Annotated in this window: 18 protein-coding genes and 1 tRNA gene; 8 read left to right on the top strand and 11 right to left on the bottom strand. The window is 71.3% G+C overall.

Features of this window, described 5'->3' with window-relative positions; genetic code table 11:
- Positions 1–8: 8 nt before the first annotated feature.
- Both NFX31_RS12535 and NFX31_RS12530 read right to left on the bottom strand, forming a co-directional pair.
- Positions 9–1313 carry a DUF4032 domain-containing protein gene (locus NFX31_RS12535; protein ID WP_262955866.1) on the bottom strand — a complete coding sequence of 435 codons (1305 nt, stop codon included), beginning with the start codon at positions 1311–1313 and terminating at the stop codon, positions 9–11.
- 97 nt (positions 1314–1410) lie between these two features.
- Positions 1411–2514 (bottom strand): ABC transporter ATP-binding protein, encoded by a 1104-nt coding sequence (locus tag NFX31_RS12530; RefSeq protein ID WP_045250643.1) that lies wholly within the window; start codon positions 2512–2514, stop codon positions 1411–1413.
- A 281-nt stretch (positions 2515–2795) separates the two neighbouring features.
- Here NFX31_RS12530 and NFX31_RS12525 point away from each other — a divergent pair, with 281 nt between their 5' ends.
- Entirely contained in the window at positions 2796–3758 is a 963-nt protein-coding gene (locus tag NFX31_RS12525; RefSeq protein ID WP_262955865.1) for a DsbA family protein, read from the top strand.
- 82 nt (positions 3759–3840) lie between these two features.
- Positions 3841–3913: transfer RNA gene (locus NFX31_RS12520), tRNA-Thr, on the top strand.
- Positions 3914–3935: 22 nt separating this feature from the next.
- Here the strand turns inward: NFX31_RS12520 and NFX31_RS12515 are convergent.
- A complete protein-coding gene (locus tag NFX31_RS12515; RefSeq protein WP_262955864.1) occupies positions 3936–4568 on the bottom strand; it encodes an SOS response-associated peptidase in 633 nt (210 codons plus the stop codon).
- Between the two features lie 114 nt (positions 4569–4682).
- On the opposite strand from NFX31_RS12515, the gene NFX31_RS12510 reads away from it, so the two are divergent.
- Positions 4683–5642, top strand: a complete 960-nt coding sequence (locus NFX31_RS12510; protein ID WP_420847439.1) for a DMT family transporter — start codon at positions 4683–4685, stop codon at positions 5640–5642.
- On the opposite strand, the gene NFX31_RS12505 is transcribed toward NFX31_RS12510, so the two are convergent.
- Both NFX31_RS12505 and msrB read right to left on the bottom strand, forming a co-directional pair.
- The gene (locus NFX31_RS12505; RefSeq protein WP_045250640.1) at positions 5639–6172 is read right to left on the bottom strand and encodes a nitroreductase family protein; all 534 of its coding nucleotides are present in this window, start codon (positions 6170–6172) and stop codon (positions 5639–5641) included. The genes NFX31_RS12510 and NFX31_RS12505 overlap by 4 nt on opposite strands.
- Positions 6169–6585 carry a peptide-methionine (R)-S-oxide reductase MsrB gene (msrB, locus tag NFX31_RS12500; protein WP_045250639.1) on the bottom strand — a complete coding sequence of 139 codons (417 nt, stop codon included), beginning with the start codon at positions 6583–6585 and terminating at the stop codon, positions 6169–6171. The genes NFX31_RS12505 and msrB overlap by 4 nt, the downstream gene beginning before the upstream one ends.
- A 107-nt stretch (positions 6586–6692) precedes the next feature.
- Between msrB and NFX31_RS12495 the strand changes: the two genes are divergently transcribed.
- The 3 genes from NFX31_RS12495 (at position 6693) to groL (ending at position 9356) form a co-directional block, all read left to right on the top strand.
- On the top strand, positions 6693–6950 hold the full coding sequence (locus NFX31_RS12495; protein ID WP_262955862.1) for a DUF3263 domain-containing protein: 258 nt from the start codon (positions 6693–6695) through the stop codon (positions 6948–6950).
- A gap of 62 nt (positions 6951–7012) precedes the next feature.
- Positions 7013–7618 carry a LytR C-terminal domain-containing protein gene (locus NFX31_RS12490; RefSeq protein WP_045250637.1) on the top strand — a complete coding sequence of 202 codons (606 nt, stop codon included), beginning with the start codon at positions 7013–7015 and terminating at the stop codon, positions 7616–7618.
- 118 nt (positions 7619–7736) lie between these two features.
- Entirely contained in the window at positions 7737–9356 is a 1620-nt protein-coding gene (gene groL, locus NFX31_RS12485; protein WP_262955861.1) for a chaperonin GroEL, read from the top strand.
- A gap of 91 nt (positions 9357–9447) precedes the next feature.
- Here groL and NFX31_RS12480 read toward each other — a convergent pair whose 3' ends face one another.
- The 3 genes from NFX31_RS12480 to NFX31_RS12470 form a co-directional block, all read right to left on the bottom strand.
- The gene (locus tag NFX31_RS12480) at positions 9448–9735 is read right to left on the bottom strand and encodes a WXG100 family type VII secretion target (protein ID WP_045250635.1); all 288 of its coding nucleotides are present in this window, start codon (positions 9733–9735) and stop codon (positions 9448–9450) included.
- Positions 9736–9871: 136 nt separating this feature from the next.
- Positions 9872–11578 (bottom strand): sensor histidine kinase, encoded by a 1707-nt coding sequence (locus tag NFX31_RS12475; RefSeq protein WP_091479238.1) that lies wholly within the window; start codon positions 11576–11578, stop codon positions 9872–9874.
- A gap of 3 nt (positions 11579–11581) precedes the next feature.
- The gene (locus NFX31_RS12470) at positions 11582–12274 is read right to left on the bottom strand and encodes a response regulator transcription factor (RefSeq protein WP_045250633.1); all 693 of its coding nucleotides are present in this window, start codon (positions 12272–12274) and stop codon (positions 11582–11584) included.
- Between the two features lie 88 nt (positions 12275–12362).
- On the opposite strand from NFX31_RS12470, the gene NFX31_RS12465 reads away from it, so the two are divergent.
- A complete protein-coding gene (locus NFX31_RS12465) occupies positions 12363–12956 on the top strand; it encodes an NADPH-dependent FMN reductase (RefSeq protein WP_262955860.1) in 594 nt (197 codons plus the stop codon).
- 15 nt (positions 12957–12971) lie between these two features.
- On the opposite strand, the gene NFX31_RS12460 is transcribed toward NFX31_RS12465, so the two are convergent.
- Positions 12972–13508 (bottom strand): TetR/AcrR family transcriptional regulator, encoded by a 537-nt coding sequence (locus tag NFX31_RS12460; RefSeq protein ID WP_045250696.1) that lies wholly within the window; start codon positions 13506–13508, stop codon positions 12972–12974.
- Positions 13509–13618: 110 nt separating this feature from the next.
- On the opposite strand from NFX31_RS12460, the gene NFX31_RS12455 reads away from it, so the two are divergent.
- Positions 13619–14509: an alpha/beta fold hydrolase gene (locus NFX31_RS12455; protein ID WP_262955859.1), complete on the top strand. Its 891-nt coding sequence runs from the start codon at positions 13619–13621 to the stop codon at positions 14507–14509.
- Between the two features lie 14 nt (positions 14510–14523).
- Here NFX31_RS12455 and NFX31_RS12450 read toward each other — a convergent pair whose 3' ends face one another.
- Both NFX31_RS12450 and NFX31_RS12445 read right to left on the bottom strand, forming a co-directional pair.
- The gene (locus tag NFX31_RS12450; RefSeq protein ID WP_045250630.1) at positions 14524–16167 is read right to left on the bottom strand and encodes a DNA repair helicase XPB; all 1644 of its coding nucleotides are present in this window, start codon (positions 16165–16167) and stop codon (positions 14524–14526) included.
- A 69-nt stretch (positions 16168–16236) separates the two neighbouring features.
- On the bottom strand, positions 16237–18003 hold the full coding sequence (locus tag NFX31_RS12445) for a helicase-associated domain-containing protein (RefSeq protein WP_262955858.1): 1767 nt from the start codon (positions 18001–18003) through the stop codon (positions 16237–16239).
- Between the last annotated feature and the right edge of the window lie 13 nt (positions 18004–18016).

Below are 18016 nucleotides of genomic sequence, written 5' to 3'. Positions count from 1 at the left end.
GACGCGGGTCAGACCAGGTCGCGCCAGTCGACGTCCGCGTCCTCGTCGTCGACGGGGACGCTCCCGGTGATCACGGGCAGCGACATGGTCTCCGTCGGCGGGCCCATGATGGTGGCCTCGTCGCGGCGATGCCGCAGCACCTCGTTGATGTACGAGGTCAGCACCTCCGCCAACGGCACCGAGCGTCCCTGCGCCTGCGACATGTACCAGCGGTGCTCCAGCACCTGGTGGAAGACCTCGGCCGGCTCGAGCTTCGCGCGCAGGTCGTACGGGATCGCGCGCACGACGGGCTCGAAGACGCGCGTGAGCCACTCATGGGCGTACATCTCCTCGTCCGCCCAGTGCTTGGTGGAGCGGGCCCGGAACTCGTCCAGGTCGTTCAGCAGGCGCCGCGCCTGGTTCTCCTCGACGTCCAGCCCGGTCAGACGGATGAGGCGCCGCTGGTGATGCCCCGCGTCGACGACCTTGGGCTCGATCTCCACCCGGGTGCCGTCGGCGGTCGTCTGGATCGACATCTCGCCGATGTCGAAGCCGAGCGCGTTGAGCCGCTCCACCCGCTCGGTGATGCGCCACGCCTCTCCGGCGGCGAAGGACTCGTGCTCCGTGAGCGCCGCCCACAGCGACCGGTAGGAGGACACGATCCCGTCGGCGATCGCGACGGCGTCCACGCCCCGCTCCAGCCGCCCGCCGGCGGCGAGGTCGAGGATCTCGCCGGCGATGTTCGTGCGGGCCAGATCCAGGTCGTAGGCGCGCTGGCCGTCGGTGAGCCCCTCCTCGTGCAGCTCGCCGGTCTCCGCGTCGACGAGATAGGCGGCGAAGGCCCCGGCGTCGCGGCGGAACAGCGCGTTCGACAGTGACACGTCGCCCCAGTAGAAGCCGACGTTGTGCAGCCGCACGAGCAGCAGCGCGAGCGCGTCGACGAGTCGCGTGGCGGTGTCCGGACGCAGCACGCGCGTGAACAGCGCGCGATAGGGCATCGAGAACTTCAGGTGCGAGGTCACGAGCGCTGCCGGAAGCGGGTTGCCGCGGCTGTCGGTGCGGCCGGCGATGACCGCCACGCGCGAGACGCAGGGCACGTCGAGCCGTGCGAGGTTGCCGAGCATCTCGTACTCGCGCCGCGCCATCTCCTCCGTCGTCTCCTTGACGGCGACGACGGATCCGCTCAGGTCTGCGAAGCGCACCAGGTGCCGGGAGAGTCCCTTCGGCAGGGACACGATCACCTCCGACGGCCACTTGGAAAGCGGCTGCGACCACGGCAGCGACAGCAGCCCGGGATCCACCGCGCTCGCGGTGATGCTCAGTGCGTCCTTCATGCCTGCTCCTCGGGCTCGAGCCAGGGGCGGGACCGCCCCGGAGACGACGACGCGGCGCGAGGGACGAACCCCCGCGCCGCGTCGCGCTATCGGATGATCAGGAAGCCGCGATGGGCTTCTTGTTCAGGCGCTCGCCCGACTCGAGGTCGAACGCGTGCACGTGGCCCGGGTTCGCGGCCAGCGTGACGGTCTCGCCCGCGTTCGGGTGGTTGCGGCCGTCGACGCGCGCGACCAGGTCGGTGCGCTTGCCGTTGATCTCGGTGTGCCCGTAGAGGTAGCCGTCGGCGCCGAGCTCCTCCACCAGGTCGACGACGACCGACAGGCCCTTGCCGTCGGCGGGGCCGACCGTGATGTCCTCGGGGCGCACGCCGACCGTGATCTGCGAGCCCGTGGCGCCGCTGACCGTCTCGCGGTCGAGCGGGACGACCTCGGAGCCGAACTGCACGCCGCCGTCGGCGAGGTCGGCGGCGAAGAGGTTCATCGCGGGGGAGCCGATGAAGCCGGCGACGAACACGTTGCTCGGGTTCTCGTACAGGTCGCGTGGCGAGCCGACCTGCTGCAGCAGGCCGTCCTTGAGCACGGCGATGCGGTCGCCCATCGTGAGCGCCTCGGTCTGGTCGTGCGTCACGTAGACGGTGGTGACGCCGAGGCGGCGCTGCAGGGACGCGATCTGGGTGCGGGTCTGCACGCGGAGCTTCGCGTCGAGGTTCGACAGCGGCTCGTCCATGAGGAACACCTGCGGCTGACGCACGATCGCGCGACCCATGGCGACGCGCTGACGCTGACCGCCGGAGAGCGCCTTCGGCTTGCGGGTGAGGTACTGCTCCAGGTCGAGGAGCTTGGCGGCCTCGAGCACGCGGGCGGCACGCTCCTCCTTGCCGACGCCGGCGATCTTGAGCGCGAAGCCCATGTTCTCGGCGACGGTCATGTGCGGGTACAGGGCGTAGTTCTGGAACACCATCGCGATGTCGCGGTCCTTGGGCGGGACGTCGGTGACGTCGCGGTCGCCGATGAGGATGCGGCCCGCGTTGACCTCTTCGAGGCCGGCGAGCATGCGCAGCGAGGTGGACTTTCCGCAGCCGGAGGGGCCGACCAGAACCAGGAACTCGCCGTCGGCGATCTCGATGTTCAGCTTGTCGACCGCGGGGCGGGTGCCGCCGGGGTAGAGCCGGGTGGCCTCGTCGAAGGTCACGGTTGCCATTGTCTTCTCCTTCACCGGCAGGTACGTGCCGGACGATCCGTAGTGAAAAAGCGACGAGGGTGAGCCCGCCGTGGCCCGCCGTCGGGCCGCGTTCAGTATGACATGCGCCGTCCGGGGAGGTCTATCCCCGTGAAGCGCTTTCCGCTTCCGGGCTCGCAGGGAGCGGCCAGTCCTCGTCTGGGCATTTCTCAGCCTGCCTGGCTAGCATCGAACCCGTGCCGTGCCGCGCCCGTTGGCGGTCGGACGCCGGGATGGCCCATCCCCAGGAACCAAGAGGAACGATGTCGAGCGACGAAACGCCGAACGTCCCCACGCCCTCGCACTCGCGTGCGGCCGTGCGGGAGAAGGCCCAGCAGGTGAACGCCCAGCAGTCCCGCGCCCGGATCATGCGACGCGTGATCATCGCCGTGGTCGCGATCGTCGTCGTCGGCGCCGCCGGCGGCGCCGTGGCGTGGGCCGTGGGGTCGGCGGTGTCGAAGCCCTCGCTCAGCCCGTCGAACCTGAAGGACGACGGCGTCGAGGTCACGAAGGGCGACCTCGCGTCGGCCCGCGCCGCCTCCACTCCGACGCCCAGCCCGAGCAGCGCCGCCGCGCCGTCCGCGACCGCGTCGTCGACGCCGACCCCGGATCCGACGTCTTCGTCCGGCCCGGTGGACATCCACGTGTACGTCGACTACCTCTCGCCGGGGGCCGGCGACTTCGAGCGCGCGAACGCCAAGCAGCTCGCGACGTGGGTCGACCAGGAAGCGGCCACCGTGACCTACCACCCGGTCGCGCTGCTCACGGCCAACTCCAACGGCACCAAGTACTCGCTGCGCGCGGCGTCCGCCGCGGCCTGCGTCGCAGCGCGGCAGCCCGACGTCTTCTACGCCTACAACCACGCCCTGCTGATCGATCAGCCCAAGCAGGACACGGACGGCAAGAGCGACAAGGAGCTCGTGAAGCTCGCGGTCGACAGCGGCGTCAAGGACGTGGAGGGCATGCGCGGGTGCGTCGAGGACGGCACCTACGACTCCTGGGTCAAGGATGTGACGCAGCGAGCCGTCGACGGGCCGCTGCCCGGCTCGAAGAAGGCCGCGCTGAGCGGCGCGCCGACGATCGTCGTGAACGGCCAGGTCTACGCCGGCTCCCTCACGGACGCCGCCGAGTTCAGCCAGTTCGTGCTGTCCGTGGCGAGCGACTCGTACTACGGGACGCCCGGTCCGACCATCACCCCCACGCCGAGCCCGACCGTCACGCCCTGATCCCAGGGCCGCACGGCGACCGGCCCTGCCGGGCGCTTGCTACGCTGTGGAGCGGTCGCGCCGTGGAGCGCGACCGCTGTACGCCTCCTTAGCTCATCTGGTAGAGCAGCGGCCTTGTAAACCGCAGGTGGCCGGTTCGAGTCCGGCAGGAGGCTCCGATCCCGTCCGGCGGGGCGCTCAGGGCGCCGACGTCATCGTGGCGGCCTGCACCCACCGGGTCGCGTCGGACGAGGCGAGCAGCGCCTCGTCCATCAGCTCACGCGTCGGCTCTCCGGTCAGCCAGTCGTTCGCGAACCCCGCGGGGATCAGCACCGGCATCCGGTCGTGGATCCCGGCCAGCCGCTCGGGCGCGGGCTGCATCACGATCGAATAGCAGGTGAACCAGGACCCGTCTTCGGCGCGGCCGCGCTGCGTCACCGCCGCCATGCCGAACAGCGCGCCGTCCAGTGCGAACTCGTGCCAGGTCTTCGACGGCTTCTGCATCTCGAACCAGCGCGTCGCGGGGACGATCGCCCGGCCGCGCAGCCCGCCGGGGCGCTCCTGCAGCCGTTCGGAGCGGGTGTTGATCGAGGGGAACCGCGAGGGTCTGCCGTCGATCAGGAAGCCCCACCACGCCTCCTCGAGCAGCGGAGCCGGATCGGAGGGCCGCAGGATCGGATTGAGGTTGCGCAGCAGCCGTCCGGTCGGTCGCACCGCCTCGTCGGCGTTGCGCCGCGCCCACGCGCGGATGCCCTCCATCAGTTCGTCGTCGGCCTCCTCGATCAGCTGCTGATCGCTGAACCGGGGATCCAGTCCGTAGCTCGCGCACATGGCTGGAGCGTACCGCGCGGCACCGACATCGGCGCGGCCGGCGGCGCATCCGCGCCGAGTAGGCTCGGGACGGTGATCGATCGCCCGCCGCGCCCGCCCCGTGCCGGCACCGCGCTGGCGCTCGGCGGAGCGGTCGCGATCGGCGCGATGACCGCGATCCAGGCGCGTGTGAACGGCCAGCTCGGCGTGCGGCTCGACAACGGCGTCCTCGCCGGCTGGGTGTCCTTCGCCGTGGGGCTGGTGCTGCTGAGCGTGCCGGTGCTGCTGCGCGGGTCCGGCCGGGCGGCCCTGGGCCGGGTGTGGCGCGGAGTGCGCAGCGGCGGCGTCCCCTGGTGGATGCTGCTCGGCGGCGCGTGCGGTGCGCTGACGGTGTCGACGCAGGGGCTGGTCGCCGGGGTCCTCGGCGTCGCACTGTTCACGGTCGGCGTCGTGGCGGGTCAGACCCTGCACGGCCTGCTGCTCGACCGGGTCGGCTTCGGTCCGGCCGGCGTGGTCGCCATCACTCCGGGGCGGCTGATCGGCGGACTGTGCGCCCTGGTCGCGGTCGGGTTCTCGCTGGGCGGCGACGTGCTCTCGCGCGCACCGCTGTGGATGCTCGTGCTGCCCTTCCTCACCGGCGCGGGCATCGCCTTCCAGTCGGCGGTGAACGGGCGCCTGGGGCAGCGCATCGCCTCGCCGCTCGGCGCCACGTACATCAGCTTCCTCGGCGGGGTGGTCGTGCTGTCCGCGTCCGTGGCCGTGAGCCTGGTGGTCAGGGGTGCACCGCACCCGCTCCCGACCGCGTTCCCCGGCGACCTCTGGCTGTACCTGGGCGGGCTGCTCGGCGCGGCCTACATCCTGCTGGGCGTCGTCATCGTGGCGCGCACCGGGGTGCTGCTGATGGGGCTGGGCGCCGTGCTCGGGCAGCTCGTCGTCTCGGTGCTGATCGACCTCTTCTGGCCTCCCGCGGCGGGTCCCGCGCCGTGGCAGGTCATCGGGATGGTGCTCGCCGCGGGCCTCTCCGTGCTGGTGGCGCTGCCCTGGCCGCGTCGGCGGCGCGAGAGCGGATCCGTCGAGCGCGGAGGGGCTGTCTAGCGCGGCAGCGCGGTCAGCAGCGGCTCCGGATCCACCGTGCGGCGGGAGCCGGGGGAGCGGTCGGGCTTGCCGCCCACGTAGAGCCAGCCGAGCAGCGCCTCGTCCTCGCCGAGCCCGTGCAGCGCGGCCACCTCGGGGCTGCGGGTGTAGTCGCCGGTGCGCCAGATGACGCCCCACCCGGCCTCGTCCAGCAGCAGGCTGAGCAGGTGCGCGACGCCCGAGGCGACGGCCTCCTGCTCCCACCGCGGCACCTTCTCGCTCGGCCGGTAGCTCGCGACCACGGCGATGAGCAGGGAGGCGCGCAGCGGCTTGGTCGAGGGCTCGTCGTCGCCGCGCACCCGGGAGATCGCCTCACCGAGGCGGATCCGGTCCTCTCCGCGCAGCTCGATCAGCCGCCAGGGCTGCAGCGAGGAGTGGTCCGCCACGCGGCCGGCCGCGGCGACGAGCGGGAGCAGCTGCTCGCGCGTCGGCGCCTCGGGGGTCACCTTCGACCAGGACTGCCGGCGACGGGCGGCCTCGAGAGCGCTCATGCCTCGGCGGCGCCCTCGTCCGGCTGGAAGGACAGCGCGATCGAGTTCATGCAGTAGCGGTCGCCCGTGGGGGTGCCGAAGCCGTCGGGGAACACGTGGCCGAGGTGCGAGCCGCACGCGGCGCAGCGCACCTCGGTGCGCACCATACCCAGGCTGGTGTCTTCGATGAGCTCCACGGCCTCGGGGCGGACCGACTCGTAGAAGCTCGGCCAGCCGCAGCCGGAGTCGAACTTGGTCCCGCTGCGGAAGAGCTCGGCACCGCACGCGCCGCACGTGTACAGGCCTGCGCGGTGCTCGTCGAGCAGCTCGCCCGTCCACGGCCGCTCCGTCGCGGCCTCGCGCAGCACGGCGTACTGCTGCGGGGCGAGCTCGGCACGCCATTCGGCATCGGTCTTGGTCACGCGGTGCGACATGGATCCTCCCGGGGTCGTTTCCATTCTCCCGCTTCCGCCGGCTCTGCGGGCCGCGCATCGGGCGCGTCGTCCCCGCCCTGCGGGCGTCGCAGACGTAGCCTGGGCAGGTGACCGACCTCCTCAGCGACCGCGAGCGCGAGATCCTGGAGTTCGAGGCCCGGCGTCCCGGGCACTCGAGCGCCAAGGAGGAGGCGATCCGCGGCGAGCTGCAGCTGACCCCGGCACGCTACTACCAGCTGCTGGACCGCGTCATCGACACGGAGCAGGCCCTGGCGGCGGATCCCATGCTCGTGCGCCGGCTGCGCCGGATCCGCGACGACGCCGCTGCGCGCCGGGCGGGCCGCACGGCTCTGTCCGCGGGCTGACCCGCGGCGGGTCGGCCTGTCGTTCAGGGAATCCGACGGGACCCGCCGGATAACATCATGGGATGCCACAATCCGCCCGCGACCGATTCGACGTGATCCCGCACGCGCAGGGACGCGTCGGCGCCCACCGTGCCGAGAACCCGGGCATGCGCGGCTGGTTCGTGCTGCTGTGGGCGGCGATCGCCACGGTGGTGCTGATCGCCGTCGGGATCTTCGCCGCGATGCTCACGATGGGCAAGATCGGCTTCGACCAGAGCGAGCCTCTGCCCTCGATCTCCCGCACCGCGACCTCGGCGCCGCCGGCGCTCGACACGACCTACGCGGTGTTCGTGCTCAACGCGACGGGCGTGAACGGGTTGGCGGCGGCGACGCGGGACACGATCGTCAACGCGGGCTTCGCCGCGGGCTCTGTGGCGCCGGGCGATGCCGACACGCAGGACTTCCCGACCACCACCGTCTACTACAAGACCGAGGCCGACAAGGCCCCTGCTCAGGCTCTGGCCACCCTCCTCGGCGCGACGAAGATCGCGCAGAGCGACCGCTACGGGGACGACGTGGTGCCCGGCCAGAAGCAGCTCACCGTGGTGATCGGCAGGGATCTCGCGAAGAACGCGCCCACGAGCGAGCCGACTCCCGCGGACACGGGCGGGGACGGCGCCACGGGCTGACCGCGGTGGTGCTCGCCGTGGCTTGCACTCTCAGGGGTCGAGTGCCAGACTGGGTTTAGCACTCGACTGATCTGAGTGCTAAACCCAATGTCTACGTCCAGGAGGGACGACAGAACTCATGGCAAAGATCATCGCTTTCGATGAGGAGGCCCGTCGCGGCCTCGAGCGCGGCCTGAACATCCTGGCCGACGCGGTCAAGGTGACCCTCGGCCCGCGCGGCCGCAACGTCGTGCTCGAGAAGAAGTGGGGCGCCCCCACCATCACGAACGACGGCGTGTCCATCGCCAAGGAGATCGAGCTCGACGACCCGTACGAGAAGATCGGTGCGGAGCTCGTCAAGGAGGTCGCCAAGAAGACCGACGACGTCGCCGGAGACGGCACCACCACCGCCACCGTCCTGGCTCAGGCGCTCGTCCGCGAGGGCCTGCGCAACGTCGCCGCCGGCGCCGACCCGATCAGCCTGAAGAAGGGCATCGAGAAGGCCGTCGCCGCCATCACCGCGGAGCTGCTCGCCAGCGCGAAGGAGATCGAGTCCAAGGAGGAGATCGCCGCCACCGCGTCCATCTCCGCCGCCGACCCGGCCATCGGCGAGCTCATCGCCGAGGCGATCGACAAGGTCGGCAAGGAGGGCGTCGTCACCGTCGAGGAGTCGCAGACCTTCGGCACCGAGCTCGAGCTCACCGAGGGCATGCGCTTCGACAAGGGCTACCTGAACCCCTACTTCGTCACGGACCCGGAGCGCCAGGAGGCCGTCTTCGAGGACCCGTACATCCTCATCGCGAACCAGAAGATCTCCAACATCAAGGACCTTCTGCCCGTCGTCGACAAGGTGATCCAGGACGGCAAGGAGCTCGTCATCATCGCCGAGGACGTCGAGGGCGAGGCTCTCGCGACGCTCGTGCTGAACAAGCTCAAGGGCATCTTCAAGTCCGTGGCCGTCAAGGCTCCGGGCTTCGGCGACCGCCGCAAGGCGCAGCTGCAGGACATCGCGATCCTCACCGGTGGCACCGTGATCACCGAGGAGGTCGGCCTCAAGCTCGAGAACACCACGCTCGCCGAGCTGGGCCGTGCGCGCAAGGTCATCGTCACCAAGGACGAGACCACGATCGTCGAGGGCGCCGGCGAGGCTTCCCAGATCGAGGGTCGCGTCACGCAGATCCGTCGCGAGATCGAGAACACCGACAGCGACTACGACCGCGAGAAGCTGCAGGAGCGCCTCGCCAAGCTCGCCGGCGGTGTGGCCGTCATCAAGGCGGGCGCGGCCACCGAGGTCGAGCTCAAGGAGCGCAAGCACCGTATCGAGGACGCCGTGCGCAACGCGAAGGCGGCCGTCGAGGAGGGCATCGTCCCCGGTGGTGGCGTCGCGCTGATCCAGTCCGGCACCAAGGCCCTCGCGGGTCTGGAGCTCTCGGGCGACGAGGCGACCGGCGCGAACATCGTGCGCGTCGCGATCGAGGCGCCGCTCAAGCAGATCGCCGTCAACGCGGGCCTCGAGGCCGGCGTCGTGGCGCACAAGGTCTCCGAGCTCCCCTCGGGCCAGGGCCTGAACGCGGCCACCGGCGAGTACGGCGACATGTTCGCACAGGGCATCATCGACCCGGCCAAGGTCACCCGTTCGGCGCTGCAGAACGCCGCGTCGATCGCCGGCCTGTTCCTCACCACCGAGGCGGTCGTGGCCGACAAGCCGGAGAAGGCCGCCGCTCCGATGGGCGACCCGTCCGGCGGCATGGACTTCTGAGTCCAGACCTCCATCGAGAAGGCCCCCGGGATCCGTCCCGGGGGCCTTCTCCGTCCCTGCAGGGCGATCCGCACCGCAGGGACGTGCTCGCTCAGCGGAACAGCGCCGTCGAGTCGCTCTCGGCCTGGGCGTAGAACTGCGCGGCCGAGCCGAGCGCCTGCGCGATCGCCGCGAGCGCCTGCTCGACGTGCGCCTGTGCGCCGCGCCACTGCTCCGCGGCGTCCTGGCAGGCGGCGGATGCGGCGCCGGTCCAGGACGACTGCAGCTGGGTGAGCTGCGCCATCATGGCCGCGGCGTCGTTCTGGAGTCGTTCGGCGGTGGCGCCCACCGAGAGCCGCGTGGTGGCGACGGCGTCGGTGTCGACGGTGAAGACGGACATGGGAGAACCTTTCGTCGGGACAGCGGATGCGTCCGACGCTAGGTCCCCGCACCGCCCCCGTACGGCCGGTCGCGCATCGCGTGCACAGACGGTGAGCGGCGACGCCTGTGCGGGCCGGTCGGCCGGCTCCCGAGGCTCAGCGCGGCAGGTCGAGCGGCTCGATGGGCTGCGTGTCCTGCAGCAGATGCTCGGGGGTGGCGCGCGAGGGCGCGAGCGGCAGCGAGACGGTGAACGTGGCGCCGCCGCCGACGGTCTCCGTGACCTGCACGGAGCCGTTCAGGGCACGGACGATCGACGCCACGATCGCGAGACCCAGTCCCGCGCCGCCGGTGTCGCGCGTGCGCGAGGAGTCGGCGCGCCAGAAGCGCTGGAAGATCTGATCGCGGATCTGCTCCGGCACACCCTCGCCGTGGTCGACGATCGAGAACCAGCCGACCCCGCGATGCCGGTCCGCCCCCACGACGACCTCGATCGGGGAGTCGCCCGGCGAGAACCGGCGGGCGTTGCCGAGCAGGTTCGCGATCACCTGGCGCACCTTGTTCTCCTCGCCGAGCACGATCGGCGGAGTGGAGACCGGCGCGACCACCGCCTCCGAGAAGTCGATCTCCGGCACCGGGCTGTCCTCGCGCGGACGCCGGCGCAGGATCGCGGGGATGCGGCCGCGGGCGTTCGCGGCGCGTGCCGTGGGTGCGGGTCGGGTGATGGGGGATACCGAGGGCTCCGCGGCCGCGGCCTGCGGCGCCTCCGCGGTCATGTCCACCACGGTCACGGTGCGCTCGGGCGCCGCGGCGCGCAGGTCGAGCGCCGCGTCCTGCGCGAGCGGTCGCAGGTCGAGCGGCTCGATGGTGAGCTCGCGCTGCTCGTCCAGCCGGGCGAGGGCCAGCAGATCCTCGACGAGCACGCCCATCCGCAGCGCCTCCTTCTCGATCCGGTCCATCGCGCGGGCGGTGTCCTCGTCGCCCTTGATCGCGCCCATCCGGTACAGCTCGGCATAGCCGCGCACGCTGACCAGCGGCGTGCGCAGCTCGTGGCTGGCGTCGCCGACGAATCGGCGCATCTGCTGCACGGACCGGTCCCGTTGCGCGATCGAGGCGTCGAGCCGGTCGAGCATCGTGTTGATCGCGCCGTTCAGGCGGCCGACCTCCGTGGTCGGCTCGAGATCGGTGAGGCGCTGGCTGAAGTCGCCGGCCGCGATCGCCATCGCCGTCGACTCCACGCGGCCGAGCCGGCGGAAGGTCAGCGTGACCAGTCCGCGCGTCGCGAGCGCCGCGACGATGATGGTGACCAGGGCCACGGTCGTGAAGACGCCGAAGAAGGTCGCGATGATGCGGTCCGGCTCATCCAGCGAGAGCGCGACGAACTGGATGAAGGTGATGTTCGAGGTCGGATCCTCGCGCACGGCGACCGCCGCGCGGAACTCGGACCCGTCCGCACCGCGCAGCACGATCGGATCGGTGCGTCCTGCGTCCAGGGTCGCGCGCGCCAGCGTGTACGTGGTGGGGAACTCGGGCTTCGTGGCCTTGGCCTCGCCACCGCCGGAGAACACCAGGGCGCCCTGGGCGTCGTAGACGGCGACGAAGTACTCCGACAGCCCGGGCCGCTCGTCCTTCAGGGCGGCGCTGAACCCGCCGGCAGCGTTCGGGGTGATCGTCGCGAGGTCACTGGTGACGAGCGCGGGCAGCTGCGACTCGACGTTGCCGATCAGCAGGTTGCGCAGGATCGGCATGGTGCCGATCCCGGTGACGATCAGGCCGAGCGCGAGCACGCCGACGGTGACGCCGGTGACCTTCGCGCGAAGGCTGATCCGGCGCCACCATCGCGTGATCGCGTCGGGCTCGCCCATCCGCTACGCGGTCTTCCCCACCTTGAGCATGTAGCCGAAGCCGCGCTTGGTCTGGATCACCGGCTCCTCGGTGTGCGGGTCGATCTTGCGGCGCAGGTACGAGATGTAGCTCTCCACGATGCCGGCGTCGCCGTTGAAGTCGTACTCCCAGACGTGGTCGAGGATCTGCGCCTTCGACAGCACCCGGTTGGGGTTCAGCATGAGATACCGCAGCAGCTTGAACTCGGTCGGGCTGAGCTCGATCGGGCTGGATCCGACGAACACGTCGTGCGTGTCCTGATCCATGGACAGCTCGCCGGCGCGGATCACCGACTCCTCGTCGGCCTGCATGGTGCGGCGCAGGATCGCCTGAGCGCGGGCGACGATCTCGTCCAGGGCGAAGGGCTTGGTGACGTAGTCGTCGCCGCCGGCGTTCAACCCCTCGATCTTGTCCTCGGTGTCGTCCTTCGCGGTGAGGAAGAGGATCGGCGCGGTGAACCCGGCGCCGCGCAGGCGCTTGGTCACGCTGAAGCCGTTCATGTCGGGCAGCATCACGTCGAGGATGATGAGGTCTGGCTCCTCCTCGAGCACGGCCGAGATCGTGGCCGCGCCGTTGGCCACCGTCTTCACCGAGAAACCGGCGAAGCTCAGGCCCGTGGAGAGGACATCGCGGATGTTGGGTTCGTCGTCGACGACCAGGATGCGCGCTTCAGTCATGCCCCCATTATGGTGACCGGATCCGTGTTCGGGCTGATTGCGGGCCATTCCTCTGGTGAAGCAGGGGTGCCGGGTGCAGAGTGATGCCATGAAGATCGACATCATCGAACACGAGGGCCCGTACCGGGTGGGCGTCATCGTCGGCAGCCTCTCGAAGGACTCCATCAACCGTCGTCTCGCGAACGCGCTGACCCATCTCGCTCCCGAGGGGTTCGAGTTCTTCGAGATCTCCTACGCCGACCTGCCGCTGTACAACCGCGACTTCGACGCCGACTATCCGCAGGTCGCGCTCGATTTCAAAGCTCAGGTCGCGAGCGCCGATGCGCTGCTGTTCGTCACCCCCGAATACAACCGCTCACTCCCGGGGCCGCTCAAGAACCCGATCGACTGGGGCAGCAGGCCGTGGGGGCAGAACGTGTGGGCGCACAAGCCGACCGGGGTGGTCGGCGCCTCCATGGGTGCCATCGGCACCGCGGTCGGTCAGCAGTCGCTGCGGGCGACGCTCGGCTTCCTCAACGCACGGCAGATGACCGCGCCCGAGGCCTACATCCACTACTCCCCGGGACTCATCGACGACGACGGACGCGTCACCACGCCGGGCACCGAGGAGTTCCTGCGTCAGTTCATGGCGGCGTTCGCGGAGTACACGGCGCGGGTGCTGACGGTCATCCCGCAGGCCTGAGCCGGCACCGGCCGCTCAGTCGTCCAGGGCGGCATGCACGGCACGCGCGATCACCTCGCGGATCGGGGCGTGGGGATCGACGGTGACCCGGTGCAGCAGCAGACCGTCGCCGGCGGCCATCACCAACGCGGTGCGGGGCGCCGCTGCATCTCCGCCGAGCTGCGTCAGGATCCCGCGCACCCAGGCCTCCATGCCGAGCCGTTGCTCCCGCAGCGGTCGCGCGGCGTCCTCGTCCGCCTCCAGGAAGAGCGCGTAGCGCGCCCTGGTCCGCGCCGCGAGGGGGCCGGACTGGAGCTCGATCATTCGGGAGAGCGTGTCGATGAAGTCGTCGGCGGAGCCGATGTCCGGGAGGCCGGCGTCCGCGCGCTCCTGGGTCGCCAGCCACTCGACGACACCGGAGACGAGCGCTGCCCGGGTGCGGAAGTGATTCGACGTGGATCCTGGAGGGAGTGCGGCGGCAGCGTCGACGCGGCCATGGGTGAGCGCGCGGATCCCCTCTGTGCCGATCAGCGCCACAGCGGCATCGAGCGCCCGACGTCGCGTAGTGCTCATGGGACGAGCGTAGATCACTATTTTCATAGTAGAGACGACACTATGATCGTAGTACCCTGAGAGGGCGAACCGCAGCGGTCCGCGCAGTGCGACGACAGGGAGGTCGCGCCATGAACGCATCCGCATCCGTCGCTGCGGAATGGTCGCCACCGCTCCCCGAGGCAGCCGGTTTCACCCACACGATGGTGATGACACGGGGTCTGCGCACCCATGTGGCGTCGATCGGCACGGGCGATCCGGTCGTTCTTCTACACGGGTTCCCGATGCACTGGTGGCAGTGGCGCACCATCGCGCCGGCGATCGCCGCAGAGGGATACCACGTGGTCTGTCCGGATCTGCGCGGCTCAGGCTGGACCGAGGCCGACGATGCACGGTTCGGGGCGGAGTCCCAGCTGGATGACGTGACCGCGGTGCTGGACGCTCTCGGCATCGGCGCTGCGCGATTCCTCTGCCACGACATGGGAGCCATCTCCGGGATGCAGCTGGCGTACCGGAACCCGGAGCGCGTGCGGGCGATCGTGCAGGTGGCGGTGCCGCCGGGGTTCATGGAGTTCTCGCCCCGGCTGATGCCGGCGTTCTCGCACATGCCCGCGCTGGTCCTGCACCGCGCGGGGAGCTCGTTGCGATATCTGTTCGGACCGAGGTACGCGGCGCACCGGATGGCCGACGAAACGATCGAGGGCTACCTGCGGGCGCACGAGCGCCCTGAGATCGAACGTGCCGTGGCAGCGCTGTACCGCGGCATGGTGATCCCGGTCTCGAGGCGGCTGATGGGCGGCGTTTACAAGCGGATGCGCCTCCGCCCGCCCATGCTCTGCGTGTTCGGCAGCGAGGACGGCCCGTTCGCAGAGGCGACGGTGCGCCGCATCTGTCGGAACAGTGCGCAGCACGCCGACCGGTTCGAGCTCGCTTTCGTCGACGGCGGCGCGCATTTCCTCACCGATGACCGTCCCGACGAGGTCGTCCGGCTGGCGTTGGAATGGTTCGCCGGCGCGGCCTGACGCCGCGTCGTGCGTCAGGCCGCCTCGAGCTCGTGCGCGTCCATGATCGTGTAGCTGTAGCCCTGCTCGGCGAGGAAGCGCTGCCGGTTCTGCGCGTAGTCCTGGTCCACCGTGTCGCGCGCGATGAGCGTGTAGAAGCTCGCCGTGTGCCCCGACTGCTTCGGCCGCAGAAGCCGTCCCAGGCGCTGCGCCTCCTCCTGGCGGGAGCCGAAGGATCCGGAGACCTGGATCGCGACCGAGGCCTCGGGCAGGTCGATCGAGAAGTTCGCGACCTTCGAGACCACGAGCAGCTCGATCTCGCCCTCGCGGAACTGCCGGTAGAGCTCCTCGCGCTCGTCGACCGGGGTCGCGCCCGTGATCGACGGCGCGTTCAGAGCCTGGGACAGCTCCTCGAGCTGGTCGAGGTACTGCCCGATCACGAGGATCCGCTCGCCGGGGTGCTTGGCGATGAGCTCGCGCACGGCGGTGATCTTCGCCGGTGCCGACGCCGCCAGCCGGTAGCGCTCGTCGTCGGTCGCGGCGGCGTATTCGAGCCGGTCGTCCGGCGGCAGGTCGACGCGCACCTCGTAGCAGGCGGCGGGGGAGATGAAGCCCTGCGCCTCGATCTGCTTCCACGGGGCGTCGAAGCGCTTGGGGCCGATGAGGCTGAACACGTCGCCCTCGCGGCCGTCCTCGCGCACGAGCGTCGCGGTGAGGCCGATCCTGCGCCGCGCCTGAAGATCGGCGGTCAGCTTGAACACCGGCGCCGGGAGCAGGTGCACCTCGTCGTAGACCACGAGGCCCCAGTCCATCTCGTCGAGCAGGCTGAGGTGCGCGTACTGGCCCTTCCGCTTCGCGGTGAGGATCTGGTAGGTCGCGATCGTGACCGGCTTGACCTCCTTCACCTGCCCCGAGTACTCGCCGATCTCCTCGGGAGTGAGGCTGGTGCGCTTGATCAGCTCATCGCGCCACTGCCGCGCCGACACCGCGTTCGTGACGAGGATGAGCGTGGTGGTCTTGGTGGCGGCCATCGCGCCGGCGCCGACGATCGTCTTCCCTGCGCCGCAGGGGAGCACCACCACGCCCGAGCCGTCCTTCGCGAACGCGTCGACCGCCTGCTGCTGGTAGGGGCGCATCGTCCAGCCGTCCTCGGCCAGACCGATCTCGTGCGGGGTGCCCGGGGTGTAGCCGGCGAGGTCCTCCGCGGGCCAGCCGATCTTCAGGAGCTCCTGCTTGATCTGCCCGCGCGCCCAGGCGTCCACGACGTAGACGTCGGGGGCCGGGTGGCCGATGAGGAGCGGCTGGATGCGCTTGTTGCCGGCGACCTGGGTCAGCACCGCCGGATCCGAGGAGCGCAGGATGAGCACGCCCTCGTCGTCGCGCTCGATCACGAGGCGGCCGTAACGGTTCACGGTCTCGCGGATGTCGACCGACACGGAGGGCGGCACCGGGAAGCGCGACCAGCGATCGAGCGTGTCGAGCATGTCGTCGGCGGTGTGCCCCGCGGCGCGGGCGTTCCACAGGCCCAGCCGGGTGATCCGGTAGGTGTGGATGTGCTCGGGTGCGCGCTCCAGCTCGGCGAAGATCGCGAGCTCGTGCCGCGCGCTCTCGGCGTCGGCGTGCGCGACCTCGAGCAGCACGGTGCGGTCGCTCTGGACGATCAGCGGGCCATCAGACATAGCGGATCAGTCTACCGGTCGCGTCGAGGTCGGGGCGTGCGCCGGTGGTGTCGGCGACGCGTGCTGCGCTCAGGATCCCGCGTCCTCGAGAGGGCGGGTCGACAGGATCGAGCGGATCGGGAGCGTGCGCTCCACGTCGCTCGCCCGATCCCGGCCCCGCAGGCGGCCGCCGCCGAAGCCGGTCACCTCGAGGACGAGCTCGCGCGCGGTGCCGTCGGGCATGGCGACCTCCACGGCGAGCACGGCGCGCTGCCGGGCCGCGTGCTCGAGCTCGCGCTCCAGCCATGCCGCGTCGGCGTCCTCCTCCCGCGCCTCGCGCAGGCGGGCGAGGAGTGCGGCGTAGCGCGCGGCGTCGTCGGGCGATGGCGGCGCGCTCGCCGCGGTGGCGCGCACGGGCCGCTCCACCGCCCCGTCGGCGTCGACGAGGGCCGCCGGGTAGTGCTCGTCGCTGAGCGCCCAGAACACCGTGTCGCGGTTCACGCGGGTCGTGAGCACCGCGGTTCCGTCGGCGGTCGTCTCCGGCACGAGCCCGAGTGGGCGCAGAGCCTGGTCCACCCCGATCGCCTGCAGCAGGTGCTCGTCGGCGCTGCGCACCCGCGTGCGTCCGCTCCCGGGATCCGTCCCGACCTGCACCTGCCCGTGCCGGCTGGCGCTCTGCGCGAGCAGGTAGCGCAGCGGCTGGGGAACGCCGGTCAGCGAGATGTCCTCGAGGAAGGCGAGCACGCTCTCCTCCGTCTCGCCGGAGGACAGGCCGGCGGTCAGCGAGTCGGCCGTGAAGCGGTAGGACGACGCCTGGCTCGCGGACTCCCGCGTCGCCATCGCGCGCAGGCGGAGATCCAGCGCGGGCAGGAGGGGCCCGGGGGCGATCGCGGTGAGGTCGTTCTGCAGGAAGATCCGATCGACCTCCGCCGGCACGTAGGCGCTCAGGCCCTGCGGATCCGGCTCCGCGCCCTCCCGCGCGGCGCGGGCCCACGGGGTCTCCGCGCCCACGCCGCCCGCTGCGTGCTCCGGGCCGTCGGCGACGAGGCCCAGCAGACGGGCCTGGCGGATGAGCGCGGCCGCGCGGTCGGACCACGACGGATCCCACGGGTGCTCGTCGGGCCAGGCCGCGAGCGGGATCCAGCCGCCCTCCTGCGTGCGCAGCGCTGCGGGCAGCGAGGCTCGGAACCCGCCGACCAGCTGGGCCCAGCGCTCCGGGCGCGCGAGGCGGAGCCACACGGCGCCGGCGTCGGACAGCCGCAGCGTGCGCTCGACGGGCAGCAGCAGGCCTGCTCCGGCGGCGAGGCCCAGGACGTCGTCGAGGAGCGCCGCGTCGTCGGGCAGTCCGCGGTCGATGAGCCGCCGCTTCTCGGAGAGCCCGACCGTGCCTCCGGCGAGCAGGGCGAGAGGGCCCTCCTCCGCGAGCAGGAGGGCGTCGGCGAGGGTGGCGACCGTCGTGAAGGCGCGCTCCGCCGCGCGCGCGACGGCGGCCTCATCGAGTCCCTGCGGGGTCTCCGGCCGGTGCGGTCGCGGGATCTCCCGCCCGGCGACCGCCGCGGCGACCGACGGTGCGACCGGGCCGTCGGCCGGGGGGAGGAGGGCCAGCGCGCGCAAGGCCTCGGCCGCGGCGCCGGCATCGCCGCCGGATGCCGCTGCGCGCAGTCCCGCGGCCTCCTGGCGGGTCAGGCGGGGGAGGGCCTTCGCCACGGACGACGGATCCAGCAGCGCCTCAGCCGCGTCGAAGAAATCGTTCCACGACGCGTCGGGGCGCACCTCGCGGCGGCGGAACAGCGCGGCGAGCTGGTCGTCCGTGCGCGCGGACAGCGCCTCGGCGAGAAGGCGCGCGTGGGTGCTCATGGGAGAACAGCTC

The sequence above is a fragment of the Microbacterium azadirachtae genome (assembly GCF_025583665.1).
Lineage (GTDB): Bacteria > Actinomycetota > Actinomycetes > Actinomycetales > Microbacteriaceae > Microbacterium > Microbacterium azadirachtae.
The sequence above is the reverse complement of the archived record's forward strand: the minus strand, read 5'-3'. Positions and strand labels throughout refer to the sequence as shown.